Raw genomic sequence first — 26,112 nt, 5'->3', positions numbered from 1 at the left:
AACAAATACCACTAAGATATTAAAGGCAGAAAATTAAAATTTCCAAAAACAAATTTAATCCTAAGAACGTATTTCGCACTTTAAAAATAGTATCCCCCCAAGAACAATACTTTTAAAACTACTTACTTGAACAAATTAACTGCCGTGCAAAAAACAGTGTTTGATTAAGTCAATATGATAAATCAATCATTAAATTTTTATCATTTTTACTTTAACAAAGTTGTACATAAAATACACATCATACAATACCCACTTTTAGTGATTTTTTAAAAATACCCACTTTTGGTGATGGTAAAAACTTTTACTAAAAGTGATTTTTATCCTCCATTTCAAAACATTTAATTTACACTTTAAAAAACTCAACTACAGTTAAAGCAGATTGTTTATATTTGCGTAAATAAAAATAATGTCTGAAAAAATAACCCCATATAAAGATTCTTCTTTAGGTAAAAAAGAACAAGTAGCCCAAATGTTTGACAACATTTCTGGGAACTACGACAATTTAAATCGTGTAATTTCATTTGGCATAGATGTCAAATGGCGAAAAAAAGTATTAAAAATAGTTTCAGATACTAAACCAAAAGTCATTCTTGACATTGCTACAGGAACTGGCGACTTAGCCATTTTAATGGCTCAAACTAAAGCAGAGAAAATTATTGGTCTGGATATTTCTGCAGGAATGCTTGAAGTTGGAAAGAAAAAAGTAGAAGAAAAAAACCTATCTTCTGTTATAGATTTAGTATTAGGAGATTCTGAAAACATCCCTTTTGAAGATAATTATTTTGATGCCATAACAGTAGGTTTTGGAGTTCGAAACTTTGAAAACTTAGAAAAAGGTTTTGCTGAAATCTTAAGAGTTTTAAAACCAGACGGTCTTTTTGTGATCTTAGAAACTTCCAATCCAGATAAATTCCCTTACAAACAAGGTTATAATTTTTATAATAAAAATATATTACCGCTTATTGGAAAATTATTTTCTAAAGATAATCACGCTTATGGTTATTTATCTGAATCTGCTGCCGTTTTCCCATATGGAGAAGCATTAAACAATATTTTAAGAAAAACTGGGTTTATAGATGTTGTAGCAATGCCTCAGACTTTTGGTGTCGCAACCATTTATTCAGCATCTAAAAAGTAGTATGAAAAAAATTGTAATCTTATTTTTATTAGTCTTATCGACAAAAGGATATTCTCAATTTGCTAAAAGCATGTTTAGCAAAGATCCTATTATAAACCTTGAAAACTGGCAAAAACAGCGTGTTTACTTTGGCTATTACTTAGGTTTCAACAGCTTTGACTTTAAGTTTGATTACAAAAACGTCGTAAATCAGGATATTCAAGTTAAAAAAACAACTGGTTTTAATGTAGGTGTAGTCGCTGATTTAAGATTACAAGAGTATATTAATTTGCGTTTTGAACCAGGTTTATATTACACAAAACGAGATTTATACTATCCTAATTTTACTTCTAAAACTGATTATTTGAGAGAAGTAAACAGCACCTATATCCATTTTCCATTGTTATTGAAGTTTTCATCATTACGTACCGGAAATGTTCGTCCTTATTTAGTTGGCGGAATGTCTACAACATTAAACCTATCGAGCAACTCTAAATCTACGGATGACAATGCTGAAGGAAAATTCAGAGTAAAACCATGGACTGCTGCTTATGAGCTTGGCTTTGGAATAGATTTCTTTACGGAGTATTTTATTTTCTCTCCTTCTATCAGAGGTATGTTTGGTATTACAAACGAATTAGTACAAGACAAAGATCCATTAAGCCCTTGGACAAGCAACATCGATTCTATGAAATCAAGGGCTCTTTTAATAAATTTCACCTTTCACTAAAACAAAATCTTAACTATTTCGTTTAAACTCACTAAGAATAATCGCGGTTGCTGTTGCTACATTTAAACTTTCTGTTTTTTGCAGCTCTCCAAACCTAGGAATTGTTAATCGTGTGGTAACCGTTTTTTCAATTTCTGCCGAAATACCATTGGCTTCATTACCCATAATAATGATTCCGTTTTCAGGCAGATTTTTTTTATAAATAGTTTCGCCATCCATAAAAGTTCCAAAAACAGGAAGTTTTGTTTGACTTAAATACGTTTTGAGATCAACATAATTTACATTTACTCTGGTAATAGACCCCATTGTGGCCTGGACAACTTTTGGATTGTAAATATCGACTGTTTCTTTAGAACAAACAATTTGTTTAATTCCAAACCAGTCGCAAAGACGCAGAATAGTTCCTAAATTTCCTGGATCACGAATATCATCTAAAGCGAGGATTAAACCGTTATTATTAATTTCGTTTTCGACAGGCATTTTAAAAACTGCTAAACAAGAATTTGGAGTTGTCAGCGCGCTTATTTTTTTTAGTTCTTGATCATTAATAAGAGTTCGCTTTGAAGTTTGAACTTCTTGAAAATCATTTAATGTGGTGTATAAATGCTCTAATTCAAAATTGGATTGCAGTAATTCTTGAATTACCTTTACCCCCTCGGCAAAAAACAATTGATTTACAAAACGCTGCTTTTTTTGATGCAAACCTGAGATAAGCTTTATTTGGTTTTTAGTAACCATAAAATAATGTACTTTTGAATTAAATTTTTAAAAACACTTGAAAAAGAATTCTACAAAAATAACAGCATTTATTCTAATAGCAATACTTATTTGCGCTTGTAATGCTGTAAAAAGAGTTCCTGACGGAAAAAACCTTCTTGTAAAAAATAATATTCTTGTAAACGGGAAATCTACAAATGATGAAACGGCTTTAAATCAAATGTATCAAAAACCTAATGGTAAACTGTTAGGATACAAACTTCGTCTGAATTTATACAACTTAGCAAACTTAAATCCAGACTCAACTTATAAGGCTCAATTTATAAAACACCCACACAGATATGAACGCTGGTCTAAAGTATTATCTGCAAAGCAAGTTGATCGACTTGGACAATCTTTTTTAAACAAAGGACTTAATGAGTTTTTAAAAAATACTGGTGAAGCACCAGTAATAATTGATACCGCAAAAGCAAAAAAGTCATTGTTACGCTTAAAATATTACTATTTCAACAATGGTTATTTTAATGTTTCTACAGATTATTCTATTGACAGTATTGCTCGAAAAAAGGCTCAGATAAATTATAAAATAACTACCGGCCCTGGTTATACCATAGACACTATTCGAACTAAAATAATGACCCCTGCCCTTGATTCATTATACAAAAACAATCCAGAGGCTTCGGTTTTAAAATCTGGAAATCAGTATAAAACTTCTGATTTCGAAGAAGAAAAAAATCGTATCACAACTTATTTTAGAAATCACGGTGCTTATTTTTTTCAGCCTACTTACATCACTTTTGACATTGATACAATTGGCAAAAAAAACAAAGCTAATGTAACTCTTATTATCAACAACAATAATATACAGGAAAAAGACTCCAGCAGAACAGAACCTTTTAAACTATATACAATCAGCGATGTAAATATTTTTACCGATTACTCTGCTGCAAATGCTAAAAGTAAAATCAGTGACAGTACTACTTATAACAACTTCAATTTATACAGTTATAAAAAACTAAAATATAAGCCTCGCGCCATTACCGATGCCGTTTTTATAAATAAAGGAAGTACTTTTTCTGACACTAGAACAACTCTTTCATCACGATATTTAAATAATCTTAAAATTTTTAATTACCCATCAATACAATATGAGGTAGATAAACGCGACTCAACCGCACAGTCTTTAATTGCAAAAGTTTATTTAACTCCTAGAAAAAAATATAGTTTTGGTACAACTTTAGACGTAACGCACTCCAATATTCAAGACTTTGGTATTGGGGCCAGTATATCCGAAACTATACGAAATGTATTCAACAGAGCTGAAACTTTAGAAATATCGACCCGTTTAAACATTGGATCTTCTAAAGACATGGCTAATCCAAACGATAACTTTTTTAACGTTTCTGAATATGGGGTTGATTTAAAACTTAACTTCCCAAGAATTCTAATGCCTTTTGGTACTGAAAAAATTATTCCAAAAAGAATGATTCCATCTACCAGTATTTCGGCAGGTTTTTCAAAACAGCGCAATATTGGTTTAGACAAAGAAAACTTTACAGGAGGAATATCTTACAACTGGTCACCAAAGCGACATAATTCTGTAAAATTTGATCTGCTTAATGCCCAATTCGTTAGAAACTTAAATCCTAACAATTATTTCAACGTTTATACTTCATCTTATGACGAATTGAACGGAATTGGTAAAGATTATAATATAAATCCAAACTTCTGGGGAGAAACACCAGAAGAACAAATTAGAAAAGATCTGACTATTCCAAATGGAACGACAGGTTTTACCAGTGATGTATTGAACAACAAAACGGCATTACTTCCTGGCGACCCACAATATAAAGATGTAGAAAGTATAGAAGAAAGAAGGGTTCGTTTAACTGAAAACGATTTCATTTTAGCAACCAGCTACACTTTTACTAAAACAACTAAAAAGGATTTAGCAGACAATACTTTTTATCAATTTAAAACTAAAATAGAATCAGCTGGAACTTTATTATCAGCCATTTCAAGTATAGGAAACCTGCCAAAAAATGGAAATGGTAATTACGAAATTTTCAACTTAGAATACTCCGAGTATATAAAAACTGAGTTTGACTATATCAAACACTGGGATTTTGGAAAAGAGAAAGTATTAGCTGTTCGAAGCTTTTTTGGAATAGCAGTTCCTTTTGGAAATTCAAATTACATTCCTTTCTCACGAAGTTATTACGCAGGGGGATCAAATGACAATCGTGCTTGGCAGCCTTACTCTCTTGGACCTGGAAGCACGAATGCTGTAAATGATTTCAATGAGGCAAATATGAAAATTGCTTTTAGTGCAGAATACAGATTTAAAGTCTTTGGAGATGTTAAAGGAGCCATCTTTGCAGATGCCGGAAATATCTGGAATGTGCTCGATAATGTCATCGATGAGAAGGCAAAATTTTCTGGCGTAAACGATTTAGCTGAAATTGCTTTGGGTTCAGGATTTGGTTTACGATACGATTTAAGCTTTTTTGTTATTCGTTTAGATTTAGGCTTTAAGACCTATAATCCGGCACATGAGAAGGGTGACCGTTGGTTTAAAGAGTACAATTTTGGGCACTCGGTTTTAAATTTTGGAATAAATTATCCGTTCTAATGCTAATTAATTCTTATTTTTGCAACCTAAAAACTAAAAACAACTATAAAAAAAATTACAATGGCACACAATATTAAACCCGGAGTAGCTACAGGAGATCAAGTACAGGAGATTTTTAATTATGCGAAAGAAAAAGGATTTGCTTTACCTGCTGTAAATGTTACAGGATCTAGTACTATCAATGGAGTTCTAGAAACTGCAGCAAAATTAAATGCACCGGTTATCATTCAATTTTCTAACGGAGGAGCACAATTTAACGCTGGAAAAGGTTTATCTAACGCAGGCGAAAAAGCAGCAATCGCTGGTGGAATCGCTGGAGCGAAACACATTCACACTTTAGCTGAGGCTTATGGTGCAACTGTAATTTTACATACTGACCACTGTGCAAAAAAATTATTGCCATGGATCGATGGTTTATTAGATGCTTCTGAAAAACATTTTGCAGAAACAGGAAAACCATTATTCAGTTCTCATATGATCGATTTGTCTGAGGAGCCAATCGAAGAGAACATCGAAATCTGCAAAGAATATTTAGCTAGAATGAGCAAAATGGGAATGACATTAGAAATCGAACTTGGTATTACAGGTGGAGAAGAAGATGGCGTTGACAACTCAGACGTAGACAGCTCAAAATTATATACACAGCCAGAAGAGGTAGCTTATGCTTACGAAGAATTATCTAAAGTAAGTCCTAAATTTACAATTGCTGCTGCTTTTGGAAACGTTCACGGTGTATACAAACCAGGAAACGTAAAATTAACTCCAAAAATCTTAAAAAACTCTCAAGATTTCGTTCAAGACAAATTCAAAACTGGTCACAATCCAGTAGATTTCGTTTTCCACGGAGGTTCAGGTTCTACACTTGAAGAAATTAGAGAAGCTATTGGATACGGAGTTATCAAAATGAACATCGATACTGATTTACAGTTTGCTTATACTGAAGGAATCCGTGATTATATGGTAAACAATATTGAATATTTAAAAACTCAAATTGGTAACCCAGAGGGAGCTGATGTTCCTAACAAAAAATACTATGACCCAAGAAAATGGGTTCGTGAGAGCGAAGTAACATTCAACGCAAGACTTGAACAAGCTTTTGCTGACTTGAATAACGTAAATACACTTTAATTTTTAGATTTCTGATTTTAGATTTCAGACTTCTAAAAAAGCCTGAAATCTAAATTTTGAATCAGATTGAAAAATCTAAACTTTAAAATCTACATTCTAAAATTAAAAAAATGGCTTGGTTTAAAAGACAAGAAAAAGGAATTACGACCGCGACAGAAGATAAAATGGACGTTCCGAAAGGATTGTGGTACAAATCTCCTACTGGAAAAATTATTGATGCTGACGAATTAGCAAGAAACTTATTCGTAAGCCCTGAAGATGATTTTCATGTTCGAATTGGAAGCGCAATCTATTTTGAAATTTTATTCGACAACAATGAATTTGTTGAGTTAGACAAAAACATGACATCAAAAGATCCTTTGCATTTTGTGGACACAAAAAAATATGCAGAAAGATTAAAAGATGTAATGGAAAAAACTCACCTTAAAGACGCTGTACGTACGGGAGTAGGAAAATCTAAAGGAAAAGAACTTGTAATTTGCTGTATGGATTTCGCTTTTATTGGTGGATCTATGGGAGCTGTTGTAGGTGAAAAAATCGCAAGAGGTATTGATCACGCAATCAAAAACAAACTGCCTTTTGTAATGATTTCTAAATCTGGCGGGGCTCGTATGATGGAAGCCGCTTATTCTTTAATGCAATTAGCAAAAACTTCTGTAAAACTAGCTCAATTAGCAGAAGCAAAATTACCTTATATCTCACTTTGTACAGACCCAACAACGGGAGGAACAACTGCATCTTATGCAATGTTAGGAGACATTAACATCTCTGAGCCAGGCGCTTTGATTGGTTTTGCTGGACCGCGTGTTGTACGTGACACTACTGGAAAAGATTTACCAGAAGGTTTCCAAACTGCTGAGTTCTTATTAGAGCATGGTTTCTTAGATTTTATCACGCCTAGAAAAGAATTGAAGGATAAGATTAACTTATATATCGATTTGATTCAAAACAATACTATTAGATAGTTTTTAACTCTCTAAAACAAAAATCCCAAGAATTACTTCTTGGGATTTTTTTATATCCAAAAGTGAATATGTATTATTGTTATGGAATTTAAAAAAGAAAAAACTTGTAAAATTCCAGAATTATATAAAGATCTAAAATTAAAACTTAGTCCCTTTACCTCTCTGAACCTTTGACCCTCAAAAAAACTACATTCCAGTTCGGATTGCTTCAACTGGATCTAAATTTGCTGCAGAAATTGCTGGAAGAATTCCTGAAATTAATCCAATAAGCGCCGCTAAAGTTGTTCCTAATACAATATTCCCAAAACTTAAAACAAATTCAAAATCGAGTGCTTTTGTCAAAATAAGAGCAATTCCCCAAACCATCAACAAACCAATAATTCCACCAATTACTGAAAGAATTATTGCTTCAAATAAAAATTGAAATAATATAAACCTGTTTTTAGCTCCCAATGATTTTTGAATCCCAATTAAGTTCGTTCTTTCTTTTACCGAAACAAACATAATATTTGCAATTCCGAAGCCTCCCACCAAAAGAGAAAATCCGCTGATAATCCAGCCTACAACATTCATCTGCCCAAGAATTCCGTCGATAAAATCCGTAAAACCGGAAAGAACATTTACAAAAAAATTATCAATCTCTCCTGCTTTCATTCCTCTAGTCGCTCGAAGTTTTTGTGCAACTTCAGCTTTATAAGCATCCATATCAATGCCTTTCTCTGGTTTCAAAACAATTACCGGGGTCATCGCATCGCTGTCACCATACATTTTACGTAAAAAATTAGCTGGCAAATACACCGACGTATCGTTGCTATCTCCAAAAAAACCTGCTCCTTGTTTTTCAATTACACCAATTACAGTAAAACGCTGACCATAAAGCCGTATGTTTTTGCCAATAGGATCGCTACTGCCAAAAAGCCCTTCGGCAATATCATATCCTAGAACTATTACTGCAGTTCCTGAATTCGATTCAGATTCATTATAAAATCTTCCTTTGTCAAAACTCAATCCGTCAATATCGACCATTTCGCTTGACGACGGCACAATATTCACATCACTGACGGTTTTTGAATCGTATTTTAAACTTTCATGATTAACAAAAAGCTGATACGCAACCTGATCTGTATTATTAAGAGAATTTTTTAAAGCGATATATTCATCATACTTCACATTTGGAAACTGTTCCCTCTTCCATTGCGGAATTTCGGAGGGTCCAAAACAGTATTTCATTAAATAAATCGTATTTTTATCTAAACTGCTCAAATCTTTTGAAATTTTTCTATCTAAAGAATCAACGGCAGCTAAAACAGCAATAATTGAAAAAATACCAATAGTAACACCTAAAAGCGACAATAAAGTTCGCAGTTTATTATTTCGCAAGGCGCTTATAGCAAAGCTTAAACTTTCTTTTAATAATCTTAGATAAAGAAGCATATAGTAGTATTTTTCAACAAAGTAAAATTCAATAATTTAAAAACAAAAACCTAATAAAAGTTAACTTACTCATCAGTAGATTTTTTTAGCATAATGTTACATTAATTTTCTTTAAAATAATATATAAAAAAACTACTTTTGCAGTCTCAAAAATCATAACTACACAATGAGCACAACTAAAAAAATACAATCGGCATTAATTTCTGTTTTTTCTAAAGATGGATTAGAACCAATCGTTAGAAAATTACACGAACAAAATGTTACACTTTACTCTACTGGAGGAACTGAAGATTTCATTAAAAACCTTGGTATTCCTGTAGTTCCTGTTGAAGACATTACCTCTTTCCCTGAAATTCTTGGAGGAAGAGTAAAAACTTTACACCCAAAAATTTTTGGAGGAATCTTGAATCGTCAAGATAACGAAAGTGATGTTCAACAAATGAAGGAATTTGATATTCCGCAGATTGATTTAGTAATTGTTGATTTGTATCCTTTTGAAAAAACAGTTGCTTCTGGTGCAAGCGAGCAAGATATTATCGAGAAAATTGACATTGGCGGAATTTCATTGATTCGCGCTGGAGCAAAAAACTTCAAGGACACAGTCATTGTTGCTTCTGTTAATGAATACAGTTTGCTTTTAGATATGATTACAGAACAAAATGGTTCTACAACTCTTGAAAACAGAAGATTGTTAGCTACTAAAGCTTTCCACGTATCTTCTCATTACGATGGAGCTATTTTTAATTATTTTAATACAGACGAAACGATCTACAAAGAAAGCATTGACAATGGTCAGGTTTTAAGATATGGCGAAAACCCGCATCAAAAAGGCTTCTTCTTTGGAGATTTTGATGCGATGTTCAATAAAGTTCACGGAAAAGAATTATCATACAACAACTTGCTTGATGTTGATGCTGCAGTAAATTTAATTGCTGAATTCAAAACTGACGGACCAACATTTGCGATTCTAAAACATAATAATGCTTGTGGTTTAGCTTCAAGAAAAACAATCAGCGAAGCTTATTTAGCGGCTTTAGCTTGTGATCCTACTTCTGCTTTTGGAGGAGTTTTGATTTCAAACACTAAGATTGATTTGGAAACTGCACAAGAAATCAACAAATTATTCTGCGAAGTAGTTATTGCTCCAGCTTATGATGATGAAGCAATTACAGTTTTACAAGAAAAGAAAAACAGAATCATATTAGTTCAAAATGAAGTTGAATTACCTTCAAGACAAGTAAGAACATGTCTTAATGGTTTGTTAATTCAGGACAGAAATAATATTACAGATAATAAAGAGCATTTAAAAACCGTTACAATTACAGAACCTACTGCTCAAGAGATAGAAGATTTGATTTTTGCATCAAAAATTTGCAAGAACACAAAATCAAATACAATTGTCTTTGCAAAAAACGGAACTTTAATTTCATCTGGTACAGGTCAGACTTCAAGAGTTGATGCTTTAATGCAAGCTGTTGACAAAGCAAAAGCTTTTGGATTTGATTTAACCGGCGCTTCTATGGCAAGCGATGCATTTTTTCCATTTCCGGATTGTGTAGAATTAGCCAAAAAAGCAGGAATAACTGCTGTAATTCAGCCAGGAGGCTCAATAAAAGACGAATTAAGTATAAATTATTGCAATGAAAATAATGTTGCAATGGTATTTACAGGAACTCGTCATTTTAAACATTAATTTGTTTAACTTTGTTCGATAAATAATTTATAACATTTTAAACCCCTAAAAAACTTATGGGATTTTTTGATTTCATGACCGAGGATATCGCGATAGACCTTGGTACCGCAAACACTTTAATCATACATAATGATAAAGTTGTTATTGATAGTCCATCTATAGTTGCACGTGATAGAGTATCAGGCAAAATCATTGCTGTTGGTAAAGAAGCCAACATGATGCAAGGTAAAACGCATGAAAACATCAAGACCATAAGGCCTTTAAAAGATGGTGTAATTGCTGATTTTGATGCTTCGGAAAAGATGATCAATATGTTCATTAAAAGCATTCCTGCATTGAAAAAAAGAATGTTTACTCCAGCTTTACGTATGGTGGTTTGTATTCCTTCTGGTATTACTGAGGTTGAAATGAGAGCGGTAAAAGAATCTTGTGAAAGAGTAAACGGAAAAGAAGTTTACTTAATTCACGAGCCTATGGCTGCTGCAATTGGTATCGGCATTGATATTATGCAGCCAAAAGGAAACATGATTGTCGATATTGGAGGTGGTACAACAGAAATTGCTGTTATCGCTTTAGGCGGAATTGTTTGCGATAAATCTGTAAAAATTGCAGGTGATGTATTTACAAATGACATCGTTTATTATATGCGTACTCAACACAATTTATTTGTTGGAGAAAGCACTGCTGAAAAAATAAAAATTCAAATTGGAGCGGCTATCGAAGATTTAGACGGTCCGCCAGAAGATATGTCTGTTCAAGGTAGAGATTTGCTTACAGGGAAACCAAAACAAGTAGATGTTTCTTACCGCGAAATCGCAAAAGCATTAGACAAGTCGATTCAACGTATTGAAGATGCTGTAATGGAAACATTATCTCAAACACCTCCTGAATTAGCTGCCGATATTTACAATACAGGTATTTATTTAGCTGGCGGGGGATCTATGTTAAGAGGTCTTGACAAACGTATTTCTCAAAAAACAGATTTACCTGTTTATATTGCCGAAGATCCTTTAAGAGCTGTTGTTCGTGGAACTGGAATGGCACTTAAAAACATTGCAAAATTTAAAAGTATCTTAATCAAATAAGATTCAAAATAGTAATCAATTTACTTTTATTAGAGTCAAATTTCACTATTTGACTCTAATAAAATTTGAAACCAAAAGCATATCCTGAAACAAAATAACCAAACAAGAAATGCAGCAAATTTTTAATTTCCTTATAAGAAACAGTAATCGATTGCTGTTTTTGCTGCTTTTAGGTATTTCGTTGACGCTCACGATTCAGTCACACTCCTATCACAAAAGCAGAGTAATCAGTTCCGCTAATTTTTTAAGCGGCGGAGTTTACGAAAGAATTAATCACATCAACGAATATTTGAATTTAAGATCTGAAAATGACGAACTTGTACTTGAAAACGCAAGATTAAAAAGTCTTTTATTCAACAAAGAGGATACTACCAAAATACCTTTGGCCGATAGTATAAAAGGAGTAAAACCTGCAGATATTATTGTATCTAAAGTAATTCACAACTCTTATAATACTCACGAAAACTATATCACTTTAAACTCTGGAGCAAACGACGGAGTTAAACAAGATATGGGAGTAATTAACAGTTTAGGGATTATTGGAGTTGTAGATAATACATCACCAAGATATTCGACTGTTGTGAGTATTTTGAACATGAAATCTCAGATTAATGCCAAAATCAAAAAATCAAATCATTTTGGTTCTTTAACATGGAATGGAAAAAGCACAGGATTTGCGCAACTGGAAGATGTACCTAGACTTGCCACTATTAGAAAAGGAGACACAATTGTTACCGGAGGACAATCTGTAATTTTCCCAGAAGGAATAAACATTGGTACAGTTGAGAAAATATACATTAAAAAAGGCACCAGTTATTATGTTATAGATGTTAAACTTTTTAACGATATGACAAATCTAGGGCATGTTTATATTATCAAAAGTAAAGACAGAGAAGAACTTATTAATTTAGAAAACAAAAACAAGGAAAAAGATGAATAGCGCTTTATTAGTCAATATTCTTCGTTTTATTATGTTACTAGCAATTCAGGTTGTTATTTTCAATAATATGAATTTTTTAGGGTATATAAGTCCCTTCCCATATATCTTGTATATTATATTATATCCTGTAAACAGCAATAGAGCAGGATTAATTATCTCTAGTTTTTTGCTAGGATTGATAATGGATATGTTTTGTAACTCTGGCGGAATTCATGCAACTGCTTGTGTAATTCTTGCCTATTACAGACCTTACATCTTTAAATTTTCATTTGGTTTAAGTTATGAATATCAGACCATTAAACTAAATGAATCTTTAACACCTGAAAGGTTTTCATTTATTCTAGTATCTGTTTTATTGCATCACATTATACTATTTACATTAGAAGCTTTTCAATTTAAATTTATACTAGACATTTTACTGCGAACCTTGTTCAGCACCATTTTTACAATAATCACTTCAATTATAATAATTTATCTTATTAAGCCCAATAAACGATGAGAAAAGTTCTGCTGCCCTCTTTAATTATTATTGCAGCATCTTTGCTAGTAATGCGGATATTTTATCTGCAGATCATTGATGATTCGTTTAAATTGAAATCAGAAAATAATGCCATTAAAAAAGTCTACGATTATCCAGAACGAGGATATATCTATGACAGAAATGGCAAATTACTGGTTGCCAATCAGGCTTCTTACGATATCATGGTAATTCCTAGAGATATTAAAGAAAATCTTAATATCCCAGAGTTTTGCGCATTACTAAATATTACTCCCGAAGATTACGAGAAAAGAGTTGCTAAAGCAAAAGTTTACAGTCCACGATTACCATCTGTATTTTTATCTCAGTTAAATAAAAATGAATTTGCTGCTTTTCAGGAAAAAATCAGAAAATTTGAAGGTTTTTATTTTCAGAAACGTTCACTTCGTGACTACGAAGTAGATTATGGCGCTAATATTTTTGGTTTCATTACACAGGTAAATGAGCGCCAAATTGCAAAAAATCCATATTACAACAGCGGTGATTTAATTGGAAAACAAGGAGTTGAAGAAAGTTACGAAGAGATTTTACGTGGTATAAAAGGAGTAAAATACATTCAGAAAGACAAATACAATCGTGAAATTGGCTCTTATAAAGAAGGTAAATATGACACGATCGCTGTTGCTGGTGAAGATATCAATTTAACAATCGACGCTGAACTTCAAAAGTATGGCGAAGAGTTAATGATTAATAAAAGAGGTGGAATTGTTGCTATAGAACCAAAATCTGGTGAAATTTTAGCATTAGTAACCGCTCCATCATATGACCCGGGAATTCTAGTTGGAAGACAACGTTCTAAAAACTATACTCTTTTGTATCATGATTCGATTGCAAAACCACTGTATGACAGAGGTCTCTTGGCTGAGTATCCTCCTGGTTCTCCTTTTAAAATCTTAACAGGTTTAGTGGCTCTGCAAGAAGGCGTTATCAACGAGCAAACTACTTTTATGTGTCATCATGGATTTAGTTATGGACGCGGTCGCTTTATGAAATGTCACGGATTTGGACCTCATCAATTACACAATGGTATTTACAACTCTTGCAACACTTACTTTGCACAAGCATATATGTTAACAATCAACAAATATGCAAATCCAGGTAAAGCAGTAGATGTTTGGAGTGATCATATGAGAAGTTTTGGTTTAGGTCAATTTATGGGGTATGATTTACCAACAGGAAAAAGAGGTAATATTCCAAATTCTAAAACCTATAAAAGAATTTATCCTAACGGAGGCTGGAGAAGCACAACAATTGTATCGAATGCAATTGGTCAGGGAGAGGTTTTAATGACACCTATTCAGCTTGCTAATATGATGGCAACTGTTGCAAATCAAGGATACTATTACACGCCTCATATCATTAAAAAAATTGAGGGTGAAAAAATTGATTCAAAATTTACAACTAAACACACCACCTCAATTGATCAGAAATATTTCCCGCCAGTTATAAGCGGTTTATTCGATGTATACAATAAAGGAACTGCACACGCTTTAAGAGTTGAAGGAATTGACATTTGTGGAAAAACGGGTACAGCTGAAAACTTTGCAAAAATTAACGGCAAGAGAACACAACTAAAGGATCACTCCATTTTTGTGGCATTTGCACCGAAAGACAATCCAAAAATTGCGATTGCGATTATGATTGAAAATGGAGGTTTTGGAGCTACCGTGGCAGGTCCAATTGCGAGTTTAATGATAGAAAAATATTTAAGAAAAAAAATAACGAGAACTGATTTAGAGATTCGTGTTTTAAATAAAAGTTTAGCGAGCGAATATGCTAAACTTGGAGGAATGAACGAAGCCAGCGCAATCGAATCTACACCAAAAGATTCCCTTTTAAAAGCTAAAATCATTGCCCCAAAAACAACAGCTCCAAAAACAGAGGCTAAAAAAACAACAATAGACACTACTAAAAAGAACTAAGAAAGATTATTTCAAATGAAAAATCAAAGTGTAAAAAATAACATTGACTGGATAAGTGTCTTTATCTATATTGCATTGGTAATACTAGGGTGGCTGAATATTTATTCTTCATCACTATTATCAACTGATGGAACATATCAAAAACAATTAATCTTTATTGGATGTACCATTCCTTTAATTTTTGTTGTGCTTTTTGTTGATGGAAAATTTTACGAAAAATACGCCAGCATAATATTTGGCGTATCCTTATTATCATTAGCCGGATTGTTTCTGTTTGGAAAAACCATTGCAGGACAAAGATGCTGGTATGCAATCGGAAGCTTTACTTTACAGCCATCTGAGTTCGCAAAAGCAGCTACATCATTAGCATTAGCTAAATATTTAAGTGACACCCAAATTAACCTTAAAGAAACCAATAGACAGCTGCAGGCACTAGCAATAGTTTTTTTACCTGTAATGTTAATCCTGCCTCAACCCGATCCAGGAAGTGCCTTAATATACAGTGTTTTTATCCTTGTTTTGTTTAGAGAAGGATTGCCTTCTTGGTACGTTTGGACAGGTTTTATTACTATCCTTTTATTTGTATTAACGCTCGTTTTAGAACCTTATGCTGTTATTTTAATAGCTTTAGGAGTGCTAATTATTATACATTTTAAAGGACGGGCGGTAGATCGAAATATTATTTTGAGTGCTATTTTATTAGTTGTTATTTCGGGCTTTGTACTCTCTGTTGATTATGTTTTTGACAACGTATTTAAACAACACCATAGGGACCGTTTCAATATTCTTTTAGGAAAAACTGTAGACATGAAAGGTATTGGCTATAACACTAACCAATCCGAAATTGCAATTGGATCTGGAGGATGGATTGGAAAAGGCTTTTTAGAAGGAACTCAAACTAAAGGAGGATTCGTTCCTGAACAGCATACCGATTATATTTTTACAACTGTAGGTGAAGAATGGGGATTTGCAGGTTCTTTAGTCGTTATTTTGCTTTTTGTGGGCTTATTTTTAAGAGTAATATATCTGGCTGAAAGGCAAAAAACCAAATTCAGCCGCGTTTACGGTTATTGTGTTGCAGGAATTTTGTTTACCCATTTCTTTGTAAACATTGCTATGGTTATTGGTATATTTCCAACCATAGGAGTCCCATTACCCTTCTTCTCTTATGGAGGTTCTGGTTTATGGGGATTCACTATCTTATTATTTATTTTCTTAAAGATGGATGCTAATAAGGTAAATGAATGGTAGATTAAAAATACCAAAAGCCAAATAAAAATACCAAATTCCAATCGTAGAAATACCTACAGCATAACAATAAAGATTTAATCTAAAGCTACAACTCTTGTTTTTCAAAACTGAGTTACAGCTTTTTTTATCTCTCTTATCATTTCAGTACATAATCATTTCCAGCGGTTTCACTCGTTGTAATCTATTAAATAATAGTTTTCATGCCTTAATAACAGACATAAAAAAAGCCCGAAGTTTAATGCTTCGGGCTTTTTTTGGTGTTTATAGATTTTCTTTAGATTTTCTCAGCTGGCCTTTTCTTTAAAAGCTTAACCAAAACTGGGAAAGTAGAAATGATAACGATAATAATGATAATGTATTCAATATGGTGTTTTAAGTCAATTCCTTGCTTCAAGAAGATACCGTATAAATAATGTCCTGCAAAAATCAAGATAAACGACCACAAGAAAGAACTTAAAATATTGTAAAACATAAATTTCTTTTTATCCATAGAAACTATCCCCGCAACAATTGGCGCGAAAGTTCTAAAAATTGGCAGGAAACGAGCATAAATAATTGCTTTACCACCATATTTTTCAAAGAAATCTTTTGACTGTAACAAGTATTTCTTTTTAAACCAAAATGAATCTTCTTTTTTAAATAAATAATAACCGCTTTTGGCACCAAACCAATAACCTGTCATATTACCCAAAACTCCCATTACAGCAACCCCCAATGCAAGCAAAAATACATTTAAGAAATCACCTGGAATATATGCCACATTTTGAATTAAATCACGGCTGTAAATACCTGCTAAAAAAAGTAAACTATCTCCCGGCAGAAAAAAGCCTGCAAAAAGTCCTGTTTCAGCATAAACTATAAACAGAACTATAAATAACCCAATCTCAAAACCACCAATATTTAACGTTATATAAAATTCAGGGTTTATTAACTGCGTCCAATCAAAATTATTCATAAAAAGAATTTGGTTATACTTATAAGTTCGTGAAATTAACAATAAATTGTTTTAACCACAATTAAATGCCATATTTTAAAGATAAATTAACTATTAAAAGTCCAAGATTCACTTGGGCTCTTAAAAGATTCTGCTATTCTCTTACATACTTGCAGCAAGAATGTAAAGCCTCATAATCTGCATCAGTTGCTTTAACCTCTTTCGTGTCATGCCCAACCTTTGCAATAGCTGCATTTAAATCTGCTGTTGATGATTTCTCTTCGTTTAAAATCACTGCAAGCTCATGCGAACCAATATCCCATGTAGCCATTTTTACACCTGGAACATTATAAGCCGCTTTTTCAATACGTTTTTTACAAAGTTCACAACTGCCGTTTACCTCCGTTTTGTATTTTAAATTTTTATTCTTTTTAGATTGCGCTTGAGCTGAAAAACCTAAAAAAACCATCATTACAATTAATACGATATTTCTCATTTTTATTTATTATTTATATTGAAATTTTATTTTATTCTAAAACGTAAACCTGCGTAATACATTTGTCCAAAAATTGGCGCATATGCAATAGAAGCATCAAAATTTGGTCCAAAAGGATCATTGGCTCCAAGAATAGCTTTTTCCTGTTTGTAATTACCAATGTTTTCTCCACCTACATACACTTCAAATACAGGAGAAAAAACTCTTGTTACCTGAACATTCATTACTGCATAAGAAGGCGAGTAATTAGGAAACTGGTCCGCAGTTGGATTTGATGCGGTATAAGGTAATTGCTGTTTACCCGACCAATTGAAAGTGTAATCAAATTTCCATTGCTTATTATTATTTAAATTAGTTTCGTATTCAAGATTTCCTAAGAAACGATGTTTGGCTTGAAGCGGACGCTGAAATGTACCTCTCAAATAATCTGTTTGGATATCATAATATTTATATGCCGTTCTTAAATTCAAATTATGAATCAACTCATAATTAAACTCAACCTGAAGACTGTTTGCAAATGAACTTCCTTTTAAATCATAAAATAAAACTTCTTGCGGGCTCTGCATTAAGTCAACAACTGCCTGATTCTTAAAATCGGTACGATAGATATCAAATCCTGCCTCTGCATTTTTATTGAAAAGACGGAATTTTTGTGAGAAACTAACACCGTAATTCCAAGCAATTTCAGGATTTAAACCGTAAATTTTCCCACCGTTGTCTAAAATCGAAAATGTTCTTGAACTTGCAAAAAGCTGCTGATTTTCGGCAAAAATATTAGCCGAACGTTTTCCTCTACCAGCAGAAAAACGAACTACTCCATTTTTCCAAGGATTATACCTCATATGTAATCTTGGCGTTACGAAAAAACCAAGTCGGTTATGATTATCAACTCTTCCTCCTAAAACCAAACTAAAATTATCTGTATTATCATAAGTATATTCAAAGAACGCTCCAACAGAATTATCGATACGACTGTAATCATTTACATTTACAAACTCCTGATATTGATCGTATGTAAAGTTTAAACCCGTTGCAAATTTATGCATCGTATTACTGATAATCGAGTTGAAAATTAAATTAGAATAAAAACTATTCTGCTTAATATTGTATTGATTTAAGCCAAAGTAAGAGTTTTGATTATGAGTATTAAAGGCATTTTGAAAACCAATACTTTGATAAGGCATATCTTTAAAAACATATCCAACCTTTGTAGAAACATCAAAACGTTCAGTATTGATTTCTGATCCCCAATGATTTTTTGTGCCACGATCTGTGTCTTTATCAAAATCCAATTCGCCGGTCTGTTTTTTATCATTCATATATCTGAAATTGATAAAACTAACAAAGCCGCTTTCTGGATTAAAATACTGGTAACGATTCAAAACATTGATTTGTTTTCCTAACGGATTATCTAAAAATCCATCGTTATTCATATCATTTTTAGCTACACGGGCATTTCCATGAACAAATAAACTTGTTGCCCATTTATCAGATATTTTTTTATTAAAATGAGTATTTAATTCAAAACGCGCATCTGTAGAACCATAAAAATTTAAAAAGAAAGGATCGTCATTTAAAGGTTTTAAAAGCTCTGTATTTATTTGCCCTGAAATACTTTCAAAACCATTTACAACGCTTCCTGCTCCTTTTGTAATTTGAACACTTTCAATCCATGTTCCTGGGGTAAAAGACAATCCGTAAGCTTGAGAAGCACCTCGAACTGACGGAACATTTTCCTCAGTAATCAACAAGTAAGGACTTGTTAAGCCCAACATTTTTATCTGTTTAGTTCCAGTTAAAGCATCAGAGAAATTAACATCAATTGATGGGTTAGTTTCAAAACTTTCAGCCAGATTACAACAAGCGGCTTTTAAAAGTTCTTTACTTGTTATTAATGATGTATTTGCGGTAAGAGTATAAGACTTTTTAAGTCCTTTTTGCTTTTTTGTAATTTTCACTTCCTCAAGGTTTTCCTGCGCAAATGCAGAAATCGAAAGCAACAACATCACAAAAAGCGTGATATTTTTTTGCATAAAAAAAGATTTTAATATTATTTAGAAATTTCTGTTTTAGTTTCAATGAGAAACAACAAAACAGCACATAACAAGCCACATGAGCTTGATTCTAAATATTAAAATCAGGAATAAAAAATATATTGATTGTATAATTTAAATAAAGGGGGCGCATTCGCATCAGAATAATAAGTAGTTATCTGATTGCTTTTGAAATTTGGAATAGACAAAAATACGACTGGATCATACTCTTGAATTACAGCTGGAGCTATAAGTTGAAAAAAGAAGACTTTGAAAGTTGCGTTGTCAGATTTTTTCTCAAAATGAACAACTTTATCTTTACAACAAGATGATTTTTCTTCTTTCGTTTCACAACATTTCTTTTGCGGTGCTGCAGAAGCAGTAGTATTTAAAGATACTGAAGCTACCTCTCCTCCACAATAATGCACATCAAAAGCAAAACCTGCGTTGGAAACCAACAACAAGAACGCTAAAAATAATACTGTGCACTTTTTTAAATTCATACTGCAAAAGTATCCAAAAAGTCTCGGATTAAAAACTTAATAAAATGTTATTTTTTTTAATCTTGAAGCTGATAGTAAAATGCAGGAATAAATAACAACACTAACAATGGCTGAATAATAAATCTTCGCACATAAAATAAAACCCAACTGCTGTCTTGAAAATACTGGATAGCTATAAAGAACATCGAGAAAAGAATCAAGAAAAAAAACAAATACAAATAAGTCGTAAATTTTAGAATTTCTAAATCTTTAAACAGTACATAAATAAGCACTAGAGATAAAACTGTATTTAAAGCAAAACGAAACAAAAGATTGTAAAAAAGCTTAAAAACATCAACATTAGGTAATTGAGCATTACTAAAATCAGACTCGAAATATTGCAAAAAAGGATCATAAAACAACGATGTTTCAAAAGCTCTTATCAGCACAAAGCACAGCACTATAACAATAGAAACCAATATTTTAGATCGATGTTCTTTAAATCTATTTAGCATACTTAGAAAATTTGTTGACCCAAATAAACCATAAGATAAAAACAGAACTATATATAATCAATGGAAAGAGAACTCCGTGTAAAAAATGAGCGTATTGAGAAAAATAAAACAGCAAAACCGTCAATACTGCAATTCGCAAAACATTCAAAATGTAAATTAATGCAACTCCAAACAAGGTATAAAGTACTGTAAACTTGAATTTTCCAGAAAATGCAATTATAAAGGAAACAAAAAGAATCATAATACTTACGGCATTACAACCTTCAATAATACGAACTACATCTTCATTATTTAAAAAAACTTCTAACCAAGAACCTGAAGAGTTTTTCAAAACTTTGGCATCATAATTAAACGCTCGTAATACTTGTTCAACATTGCTACCAACAAAACTGGTAATCCCGTCAACTTCATAAGTTTTAAACTCATTCAAATATACTTTGTACAATAATGTCAATAGAATATAAACCGAGAAAAAAGTGCTCAAAAAAACTAAAAAAGGCTTGAACTGAATTAAATATTTTTTCAACAGATTTTTTTTTCAAATTTATATCTTTTTTGAGTTCAGCTTTAAATACTTTTGTATAAAATTTTCAAATTATGACTTTTCAAGAATTACAACCAAAAATAAGCGCTATAGTATCTGACAACAAACTTGTTAGAGATGAAAAATTACTAGCAATCTGTCAATTATTAAATGAAAATGTAGAATACTATAACTGGGTAGGTTTTTATTTTGCAAACCACGAAAACAAAACGCTGCATTTAGGTCCATATGTTGGAGCTGAAACTGACCACACTGTAATTCCTTTTGGAAAAGGAATCTGTGGACAAGTAGCCGAAAGTAATGCCAATTTTGTTGTACCTGATGTAAAAGCACAAGATAATTATATTGCTTGTAGTTTTACAGTAAAATCTGAAATTGTTGTTCCGTTGTTTGTAAATGGAATTAATATAGGACAAATAGATATTGACAGTCACGTGATTGATCCATTTACTGAGGCTGATGAAAGATTTTTAGAATTTGTAAATAAAGAAGTCGCTTATTTATTCTAAGAAAAACATTTTAAATCAAACATTTGCCTTAAACTTTTATGAAACGATTTCTACATTTCTTACTGTTTCTTTTTACTGCAGCAAATATGTTTGCTCAAAACTCGATTTCGGCTAACAAGTTAATTTATCTCGACTCTTTATGGACGCCAAGTACTTCTGAAAATTACAAATACACTCGTCTTGTTGTAGATTATTATTCTGAGAAAAAAACTTATGTCTACAAAGACCATTATAAATCTGGTGCGATAAAATACATTGCAAATACTACAGATAAAGATGTTATGATAAACGAAGGACAATCTGTTTCTTATTATGAAAATGGAAATAAAAAAACCACTGTATCCTATGTCAATGCTAAAAAATCTGGAAAAGAATTTAATTGGTATGAAAATGGAGATCTAAAATCTGAAATTGAATACACTGAAGGAAAAAAGGGAAAAGTAGAACGTAAAATCAATAACTTTTGGAATCCGCAAAAAGAACGAATTGTTATAGACGGAAATGGAGACTATGCAGATAAAACCGAAAACTACGAAGAAGAGGGCAAAATGAAAAATGGTCAGCCTGATGCTGTTTGGAAAGGAAAAGACTTCAATAAAAAATTAAGTTTTGTCGAGAAATATGAAAATGGAAATCTGATTTCGGGAGTAACAACCGATTCTTTAAACGTAGAACATTTTTACACCACAAAACAACAGCAGCCCGCCCCTAAAAAGGGAATCAATTCTTTTTATAGCTACGTTGCAAAATCAATGCATATCCCTGCATTAGCAAGAAATAAAATTTCTGGAAAAATATATATGACTTTTATTGTAGATGAAGAAGGAAATTTAGTAGATCCAAAAATAATAAAAGGTGTTGGTTACGGATTAGATGAAAATGCAATTAAACTCATTAACGAAGCGCAAAAATGGAATCCAGGTGTATATCGAGGCATTCCCGTAAGAGTACTTTATAAGCTGCCAATAACAATAATTACAAAATAAGATTCAATACTATTTATTTTTCAAAAAAAAGTTGTATTTTTGCACCCGTCTTACAAAAGTTGTATTGACATACATAAAAATCATTAAATAATATTGGAATGTATTTAACTAAAGAAAAGAAAGAAGAGATTTTCGCACAACACGGTGGTGCAACAAACACTGGAAGCGCAGAAGGTCAAATTGCATTGTTCACTTACAGAATTTCACACTTAACTGAACACTTGAAAAAAAATCGTCACGATTACAACACTGAGCGTTCTCTTGTACTATTAGTAGGTAAAAGAAGAGCGTTACTTGATTACTTGAAAAAGAAAGAGATCAACAGATATCGTGAGATTATCAAAGTATTGAATATCAGAAAATAATCAATATAGAAAAGAGGTGCGAGAGTGCCTCTTTTTGTTTTTTACAGAATTGTATTTAATTACAAGCATTTATAAGAAAAAAAGTTTGGTTTTTCATTGGGTTTTAGAAACAACAACTACACACAACAACAACTACAACACAACTAAAACCCATTGTATAACCAATAAGGAAAAATTATGATTCCACAATTATTTGTAGAAAAGATCGATTTAGGTGATGGCAGAAGCATCACAATCGAGACGGGTCGTTTAGCAAAACAAGCTGACGGTTCGGTAGTAGTAAGAATGGGCGACACTATGATTCTTGCAACAGCAGTTTCAGCTCGCACATCAAACCCTGGCGTTGATTTTTTACCATTAACGGTAGATTACCGCGAAAAATTTGCAGCAGCAGGTCGTTTCCCAGGAGGTTTCTTTAAAAGAGAAGCACGTCCAAGCGACAGCGAAGTATTGACAATGAGATTAGTTGACCGTGTTTTACGTCCGCTTTTCCCAGACGATTACCATGCTGAAACACAAGTTATGATTCAGTTAATGTCTCATGACGAAACTGTTATGCCTGATGCTTTAGCTGGTTTAGCTGCATCTGCAGCATTAGCTGTTTCTGACATTCCTTTTTATAACTTAATTTCTGAAGTACGTGTTGCACGTATCGACGGAAAATTAGTAATCAACCCAAGCAGAGAAGAGTTAGAAAAATCTGACATCGACATGATGATTGGTGCTTCTATGGATTCTGTTGCAATGGTTGAAGGTGAGATGAAAGAAATTTCAGAAGCTGAAATGATCGAAGCGATTAAATTTGCTCACGAAGCTATCAAAGTTCAAATTCAAGCTCAATACCGTTTACAAGCTGCTTTTGGTAAAAAAGAAATTCGTACTTACGAAGGTGAGAAAGAAAACGAAGAAATTTACAAAAAAGTAAAAGCTGCAGCATACGATAAAATCTATGCTATTGCAAAAGTTGGATCAGCTAAACACGAAAGAGGCGCTGCATTTGCTGAAGTAAAAGAAGAAGTAAAAGCTTTATTTACTGAAGAAGAATTAGCTGCTGACGGTGATTTAGTTTCTAAATATTTCTACAAAACAAACAAAGAAGCTGTTCGTAATGTAGTATTAGAATTAGGTGTTCGTTTAGATGGTAGAAAAACTACAGATATCAGACCAATCTGGTGTGAGACTGATTATTTACCAAGAGTTCATGGTTCTTCTTTATTTACACGTGGAGAAACTCAAGCTTTGGCTACAGTAACTTTAGGAACATCTAGAGAAGCAAACCAAATCGATTCTCCATCTGAACAAGGTGAAGAGAAATTCTACTTACACTATAACTTCCCTCCTTTCTCTACTGGTGAAGCAAAACCATTAAGAGGAACTTCAAGAAGAGAAGTTGGTCACGGTAACTTAGCTCAAAGAGCGTTGAAAAATATGATTCCTGCTGATTGTCCTTATACAATTCGTGTTGTTTCTGAGGTTTTAGAATCTAACGGTTCTTCTTCTATGGCAACAGTTTGTGCTGGAACAATGGCTTTGATGGATGCTGGAGTTCAAATGGTAAAACCAGTTTCTGGAATTGCTATGGGATTAATTACTGACGGAGAGAAATTTGCTGTATTGTCAGATATTTTAGGCGATGAAGATCACTTAGGAGATATGGACTTTAAAGTAACTGGAACTGCTGACGGTATTACAGCTTGTCAAATGGACATCAAAATTGATGGTTTACGTTATGACATTATGGAGCAAGCTTTAGCTCAAGCTCGTGATGGACGTTTGCACATTTTAGGAAAATTAACTGAGACAATCGCTGCTCCAAGAGCTGACGTTAAAGCTCATGCACCAAAAATCATCACCAGAACTATTCCTGGAAACTTTATTGGAGCTTTAATTGGACCTGGTGGAAAAGTAATTCAAGAATTACAAAAAGCTACAGGAACAACTATTGTAATCAACGAAGTTGACGAACAAGGTGTTATCGAAATTTTAGGTACAGATCCAGCTGGAATTGAAGCGGTATTGGCAAAAATTCAATCTATCACTTTCAAACCTCAAATGGGAGAAGCTTACGAAGTTAAAGTAATCAAAATGCTTGATTTTGGAGCTGTAGTAGAATATACTGCTGCGCCTGGAAATGAAGTATTACTTCACGTATCTGAACTAGCTTGGGAACGTACTGAAAACGTTGCTGACGTAGTTAAAATGGGAGATGTTTTCCAAGTGAAATACTTAGGAGTTGACCCTAAAACTAAAAAAGAAAAAGTGTCTAAAAAAGCACTTGTTCCAAGACCTCCACGTGAGGAGAAAAAAGAGTAATCAGATCTTAGTTTACTAAAGGTTTATTCATAGAAAACCCCGATTCATTTAGTTGAATTGGGGTTTTTCGTTTTTTATCTCAAAACCAATCAAACTTCATTATTGTCTTTTCAATAAAAAAGTCATGCTCATAACTATTTTAATGAGCAAAAAACAAAAACAAACTAAAAAACACCTCTTTTTCCTCACTTTATTAAAAGAAAAAAAATATCTTTAACTACCAATAACAAATAATTAATCCTAAAACCATAATTATGGCCTATAATGTAATACAAAACACCAGAATTAATTCTCAAGATTTTATTTTTTTAGATCCAAAAAATGTTACTTATCCGGTTCCTCCTTTAGTTTCAGTAAAATTATATGAACCAAATGGAGTACCAACCTTAAAAATTAGAGCTACATTATACATCAATTCTCTAGACCCAAACAATCCAACTGTAGAAGAACCAACTGAAATTGAAGATGCTCTACAAGTTTATTTTGATTATGATTTCTCTGAAGAAACACCAGAAAGCTGCGACGTTTGGTACGTTGAATTAGATTATACCTCAGATACTGTAACCAATATTACAGAGGTAGTTTCATACTTAAAAGACATTGATCCTGAAACTTCGCGAGGAACAAAAACAGGTGTTGGCAGTTAAAACCATAAATAAAACAATATGGCGCAGCAATTTATTTGCTCGCCATATTTTAATAATATCAACTAAAATATTGTAAAATGCACAAACTTAAAACTATTACCCTTTCAGTTCTGTGTTTATTTTTCATCTCATACTT

Annotated in this window: 24 protein-coding genes; 16 read left to right on the top strand and 8 right to left on the bottom strand. The window is 32.6% G+C overall.

Annotated features, from left to right (window positions below; genetic code table 11):
- Nucleotides 1-406: 406 nt before the first annotated feature.
- Together ubiE and porT are read left to right on the top strand one after the other, a co-directional pair.
- Entirely contained in the window at nt 407-1,138 is a 732-nt protein-coding gene (ubiE, locus tag B0A75_RS01650) for a bifunctional demethylmenaquinone methyltransferase/2-methoxy-6-polyprenyl-1,4-benzoquinol methylase UbiE (protein WP_089052555.1), read from the top strand.
- A gap of 1 nt (nt 1,139) precedes the next feature.
- Nucleotides 1,140-1,847 carry a type IX secretion/gliding motility protein PorT/SprT gene (gene porT, locus B0A75_RS01645; protein ID WP_089052554.1) on the top strand — a complete coding sequence of 236 codons (708 nt, stop codon included), beginning with the start codon at nt 1,140-1,142 and terminating at the stop codon, nt 1,845-1,847.
- Nucleotides 1,848-1,856: 9 nt separating this feature from the next.
- Here porT and B0A75_RS01640 read toward each other — a convergent pair whose 3' ends face one another.
- Complete coding sequence (locus B0A75_RS01640) at nt 1,857-2,585, bottom strand: RNA methyltransferase (protein ID WP_089052553.1); 729 nt, start codon at nt 2,583-2,585, stop codon at nt 1,857-1,859.
- Between the two features lie 37 nt (nt 2,586-2,622).
- Between B0A75_RS01640 and tamL the strand changes: the two genes are divergently transcribed.
- The 3 genes from tamL to accD all read left to right on the top strand — a co-directional run bounded on the left by tamL (nt 2,623) and on the right by accD (nt 7,289).
- Nucleotides 2,623-5,196: a translocation and assembly module lipoprotein TamL gene (gene tamL, locus B0A75_RS01635; RefSeq protein ID WP_089052552.1), complete on the top strand. Its 2,574-nt coding sequence runs from the start codon at nt 2,623-2,625 to the stop codon at nt 5,194-5,196.
- Between the two features lie 60 nt (nt 5,197-5,256).
- Nucleotides 5,257-6,324 carry a class II fructose-bisphosphate aldolase gene (gene fbaA / locus B0A75_RS01630; RefSeq protein WP_089052551.1) on the top strand — a complete coding sequence of 356 codons (1,068 nt, stop codon included), beginning with the start codon at nt 5,257-5,259 and terminating at the stop codon, nt 6,322-6,324.
- A gap of 110 nt (nt 6,325-6,434) precedes the next feature.
- A complete protein-coding gene (gene accD, locus B0A75_RS01625; RefSeq protein WP_089052550.1) occupies nt 6,435-7,289 on the top strand; it encodes an acetyl-CoA carboxylase, carboxyltransferase subunit beta in 855 nt (284 codons plus the stop codon).
- A gap of 186 nt (nt 7,290-7,475) precedes the next feature.
- On the opposite strand, the gene B0A75_RS01620 is transcribed toward accD, so the two are convergent.
- Nucleotides 7,476-8,723, bottom strand: coding sequence for an ABC transporter permease (locus B0A75_RS01620; RefSeq protein WP_089052549.1), 1,248 nt, complete (start codon nt 8,721-8,723; stop codon nt 7,476-7,478).
- 166 nt (nt 8,724-8,889) lie between these two features.
- On the opposite strand from B0A75_RS01620, the gene purH reads away from it, so the two are divergent.
- The 6 genes from purH to rodA all read left to right on the top strand — a co-directional run bounded on the left by purH (nt 8,890) and on the right by rodA (nt 16,152).
- Nucleotides 8,890-10,416, top strand: a complete 1,527-nt coding sequence (purH, locus tag B0A75_RS01615; protein ID WP_089052548.1) for a bifunctional phosphoribosylaminoimidazolecarboxamide formyltransferase/IMP cyclohydrolase — start codon at nt 8,890-8,892, stop codon at nt 10,414-10,416.
- A gap of 56 nt (nt 10,417-10,472) precedes the next feature.
- Nucleotides 10,473-11,501: a rod shape-determining protein gene (locus tag B0A75_RS01610; RefSeq protein WP_008466528.1), complete on the top strand. Its 1,029-nt coding sequence runs from the start codon at nt 10,473-10,475 to the stop codon at nt 11,499-11,501.
- A gap of 109 nt (nt 11,502-11,610) precedes the next feature.
- On the top strand, nt 11,611-12,441 hold the full coding sequence (gene mreC / locus B0A75_RS01605) for a rod shape-determining protein MreC (RefSeq protein ID WP_089052547.1): 831 nt from the start codon (nt 11,611-11,613) through the stop codon (nt 12,439-12,441).
- Complete coding sequence (locus B0A75_RS01600) at nt 12,434-12,940, top strand: rod shape-determining protein MreD (RefSeq protein ID WP_089052546.1); 507 nt, start codon at nt 12,434-12,436, stop codon at nt 12,938-12,940. The genes mreC and B0A75_RS01600 overlap by 8 nt, the downstream gene beginning before the upstream one ends.
- A complete protein-coding gene (mrdA, locus tag B0A75_RS01595) occupies nt 12,937-14,901 on the top strand; it encodes a penicillin-binding protein 2 (RefSeq protein ID WP_089052545.1) in 1,965 nt (654 codons plus the stop codon). Before B0A75_RS01600 ends, mrdA begins: the two co-directional genes overlap by 4 nt.
- 15 nt (nt 14,902-14,916) lie before the next feature.
- On the top strand, nt 14,917-16,152 hold the full coding sequence (gene rodA / locus B0A75_RS01590) for a rod shape-determining protein RodA (RefSeq protein ID WP_089052544.1): 1,236 nt from the start codon (nt 14,917-14,919) through the stop codon (nt 16,150-16,152).
- A 274-nt stretch (nt 16,153-16,426) separates the two neighbouring features.
- On the opposite strand, the gene B0A75_RS01585 is transcribed toward rodA, so the two are convergent.
- The 6 genes from B0A75_RS01585 to xrtF form a co-directional block, all read right to left on the bottom strand.
- Nucleotides 16,427-17,107 (bottom strand): DedA family protein, encoded by a 681-nt coding sequence (locus B0A75_RS01585; protein WP_089052543.1) that lies wholly within the window; start codon nt 17,105-17,107, stop codon nt 16,427-16,429.
- A 133-nt stretch (nt 17,108-17,240) separates the two neighbouring features.
- Nucleotides 17,241-17,582: a heavy-metal-associated domain-containing protein gene (locus tag B0A75_RS01580; RefSeq protein WP_089052542.1), complete on the bottom strand. Its 342-nt coding sequence runs from the start codon at nt 17,580-17,582 to the stop codon at nt 17,241-17,243.
- A gap of 26 nt (nt 17,583-17,608) precedes the next feature.
- Nucleotides 17,609-19,615: a TonB-dependent receptor plug domain-containing protein gene (locus tag B0A75_RS01575; RefSeq protein WP_089052541.1), complete on the bottom strand. Its 2,007-nt coding sequence runs from the start codon at nt 19,613-19,615 to the stop codon at nt 17,609-17,611.
- Nucleotides 19,616-19,719: 104 nt separating this feature from the next.
- Nucleotides 19,720-20,118 (bottom strand): HYC_CC_PP family protein, encoded by a 399-nt coding sequence (locus B0A75_RS01570; protein WP_089052540.1) that lies wholly within the window; start codon nt 20,116-20,118, stop codon nt 19,720-19,722.
- Between the two features lie 56 nt (nt 20,119-20,174).
- Nucleotides 20,175-20,612, bottom strand: coding sequence for an exosortase F system-associated membrane protein (locus B0A75_RS01565; RefSeq protein WP_089052539.1), 438 nt, complete (start codon nt 20,610-20,612; stop codon nt 20,175-20,177).
- The gene (xrtF, locus tag B0A75_RS01560) at nt 20,602-21,138 is read right to left on the bottom strand and encodes an exosortase family protein XrtF (RefSeq protein WP_089052538.1); all 537 of its coding nucleotides are present in this window, start codon (nt 21,136-21,138) and stop codon (nt 20,602-20,604) included. The genes B0A75_RS01565 and xrtF overlap by 11 nt, the downstream gene beginning before the upstream one ends.
- A 71-nt stretch (nt 21,139-21,209) precedes the next feature.
- On the opposite strand from xrtF, the gene B0A75_RS01555 reads away from it, so the two are divergent.
- From B0A75_RS01555 to B0A75_RS01535, 5 genes are all read left to right on the top strand, one after another.
- Nucleotides 21,210-21,665 (top strand): GAF domain-containing protein, encoded by a 456-nt coding sequence (locus B0A75_RS01555; protein ID WP_089052537.1) that lies wholly within the window; start codon nt 21,210-21,212, stop codon nt 21,663-21,665.
- 38 nt (nt 21,666-21,703) lie between these two features.
- Nucleotides 21,704-22,651: an energy transducer TonB gene (locus B0A75_RS01550; protein WP_089052536.1), complete on the top strand. Its 948-nt coding sequence runs from the start codon at nt 21,704-21,706 to the stop codon at nt 22,649-22,651.
- A 98-nt stretch (nt 22,652-22,749) separates the two neighbouring features.
- A complete protein-coding gene (gene rpsO, locus B0A75_RS01545; RefSeq protein ID WP_007804772.1) occupies nt 22,750-23,016 on the top strand; it encodes a 30S ribosomal protein S15 in 267 nt (88 codons plus the stop codon).
- Nucleotides 23,017-23,193: 177 nt separating this feature from the next.
- The gene (locus B0A75_RS01540; protein ID WP_089052535.1) at nt 23,194-25,329 is read left to right on the top strand and encodes a polyribonucleotide nucleotidyltransferase; all 2,136 of its coding nucleotides are present in this window, start codon (nt 23,194-23,196) and stop codon (nt 25,327-25,329) included.
- A gap of 254 nt (nt 25,330-25,583) precedes the next feature.
- Nucleotides 25,584-25,976 carry a hypothetical protein gene (locus B0A75_RS01535; RefSeq protein WP_089052534.1) on the top strand — a complete coding sequence of 131 codons (393 nt, stop codon included), beginning with the start codon at nt 25,584-25,586 and terminating at the stop codon, nt 25,974-25,976.
- Nucleotides 25,977-26,112: the final 136 nt, after the last annotated feature.

It is taken from the genome of Flavobacterium oncorhynchi, assembly GCF_002217355.1.
GTDB lineage: Bacteria > Bacteroidota > Bacteroidia > Flavobacteriales > Flavobacteriaceae > Flavobacterium > Flavobacterium oncorhynchi.
This window is presented reverse-complemented; position numbering and strand designations above follow the sequence as displayed.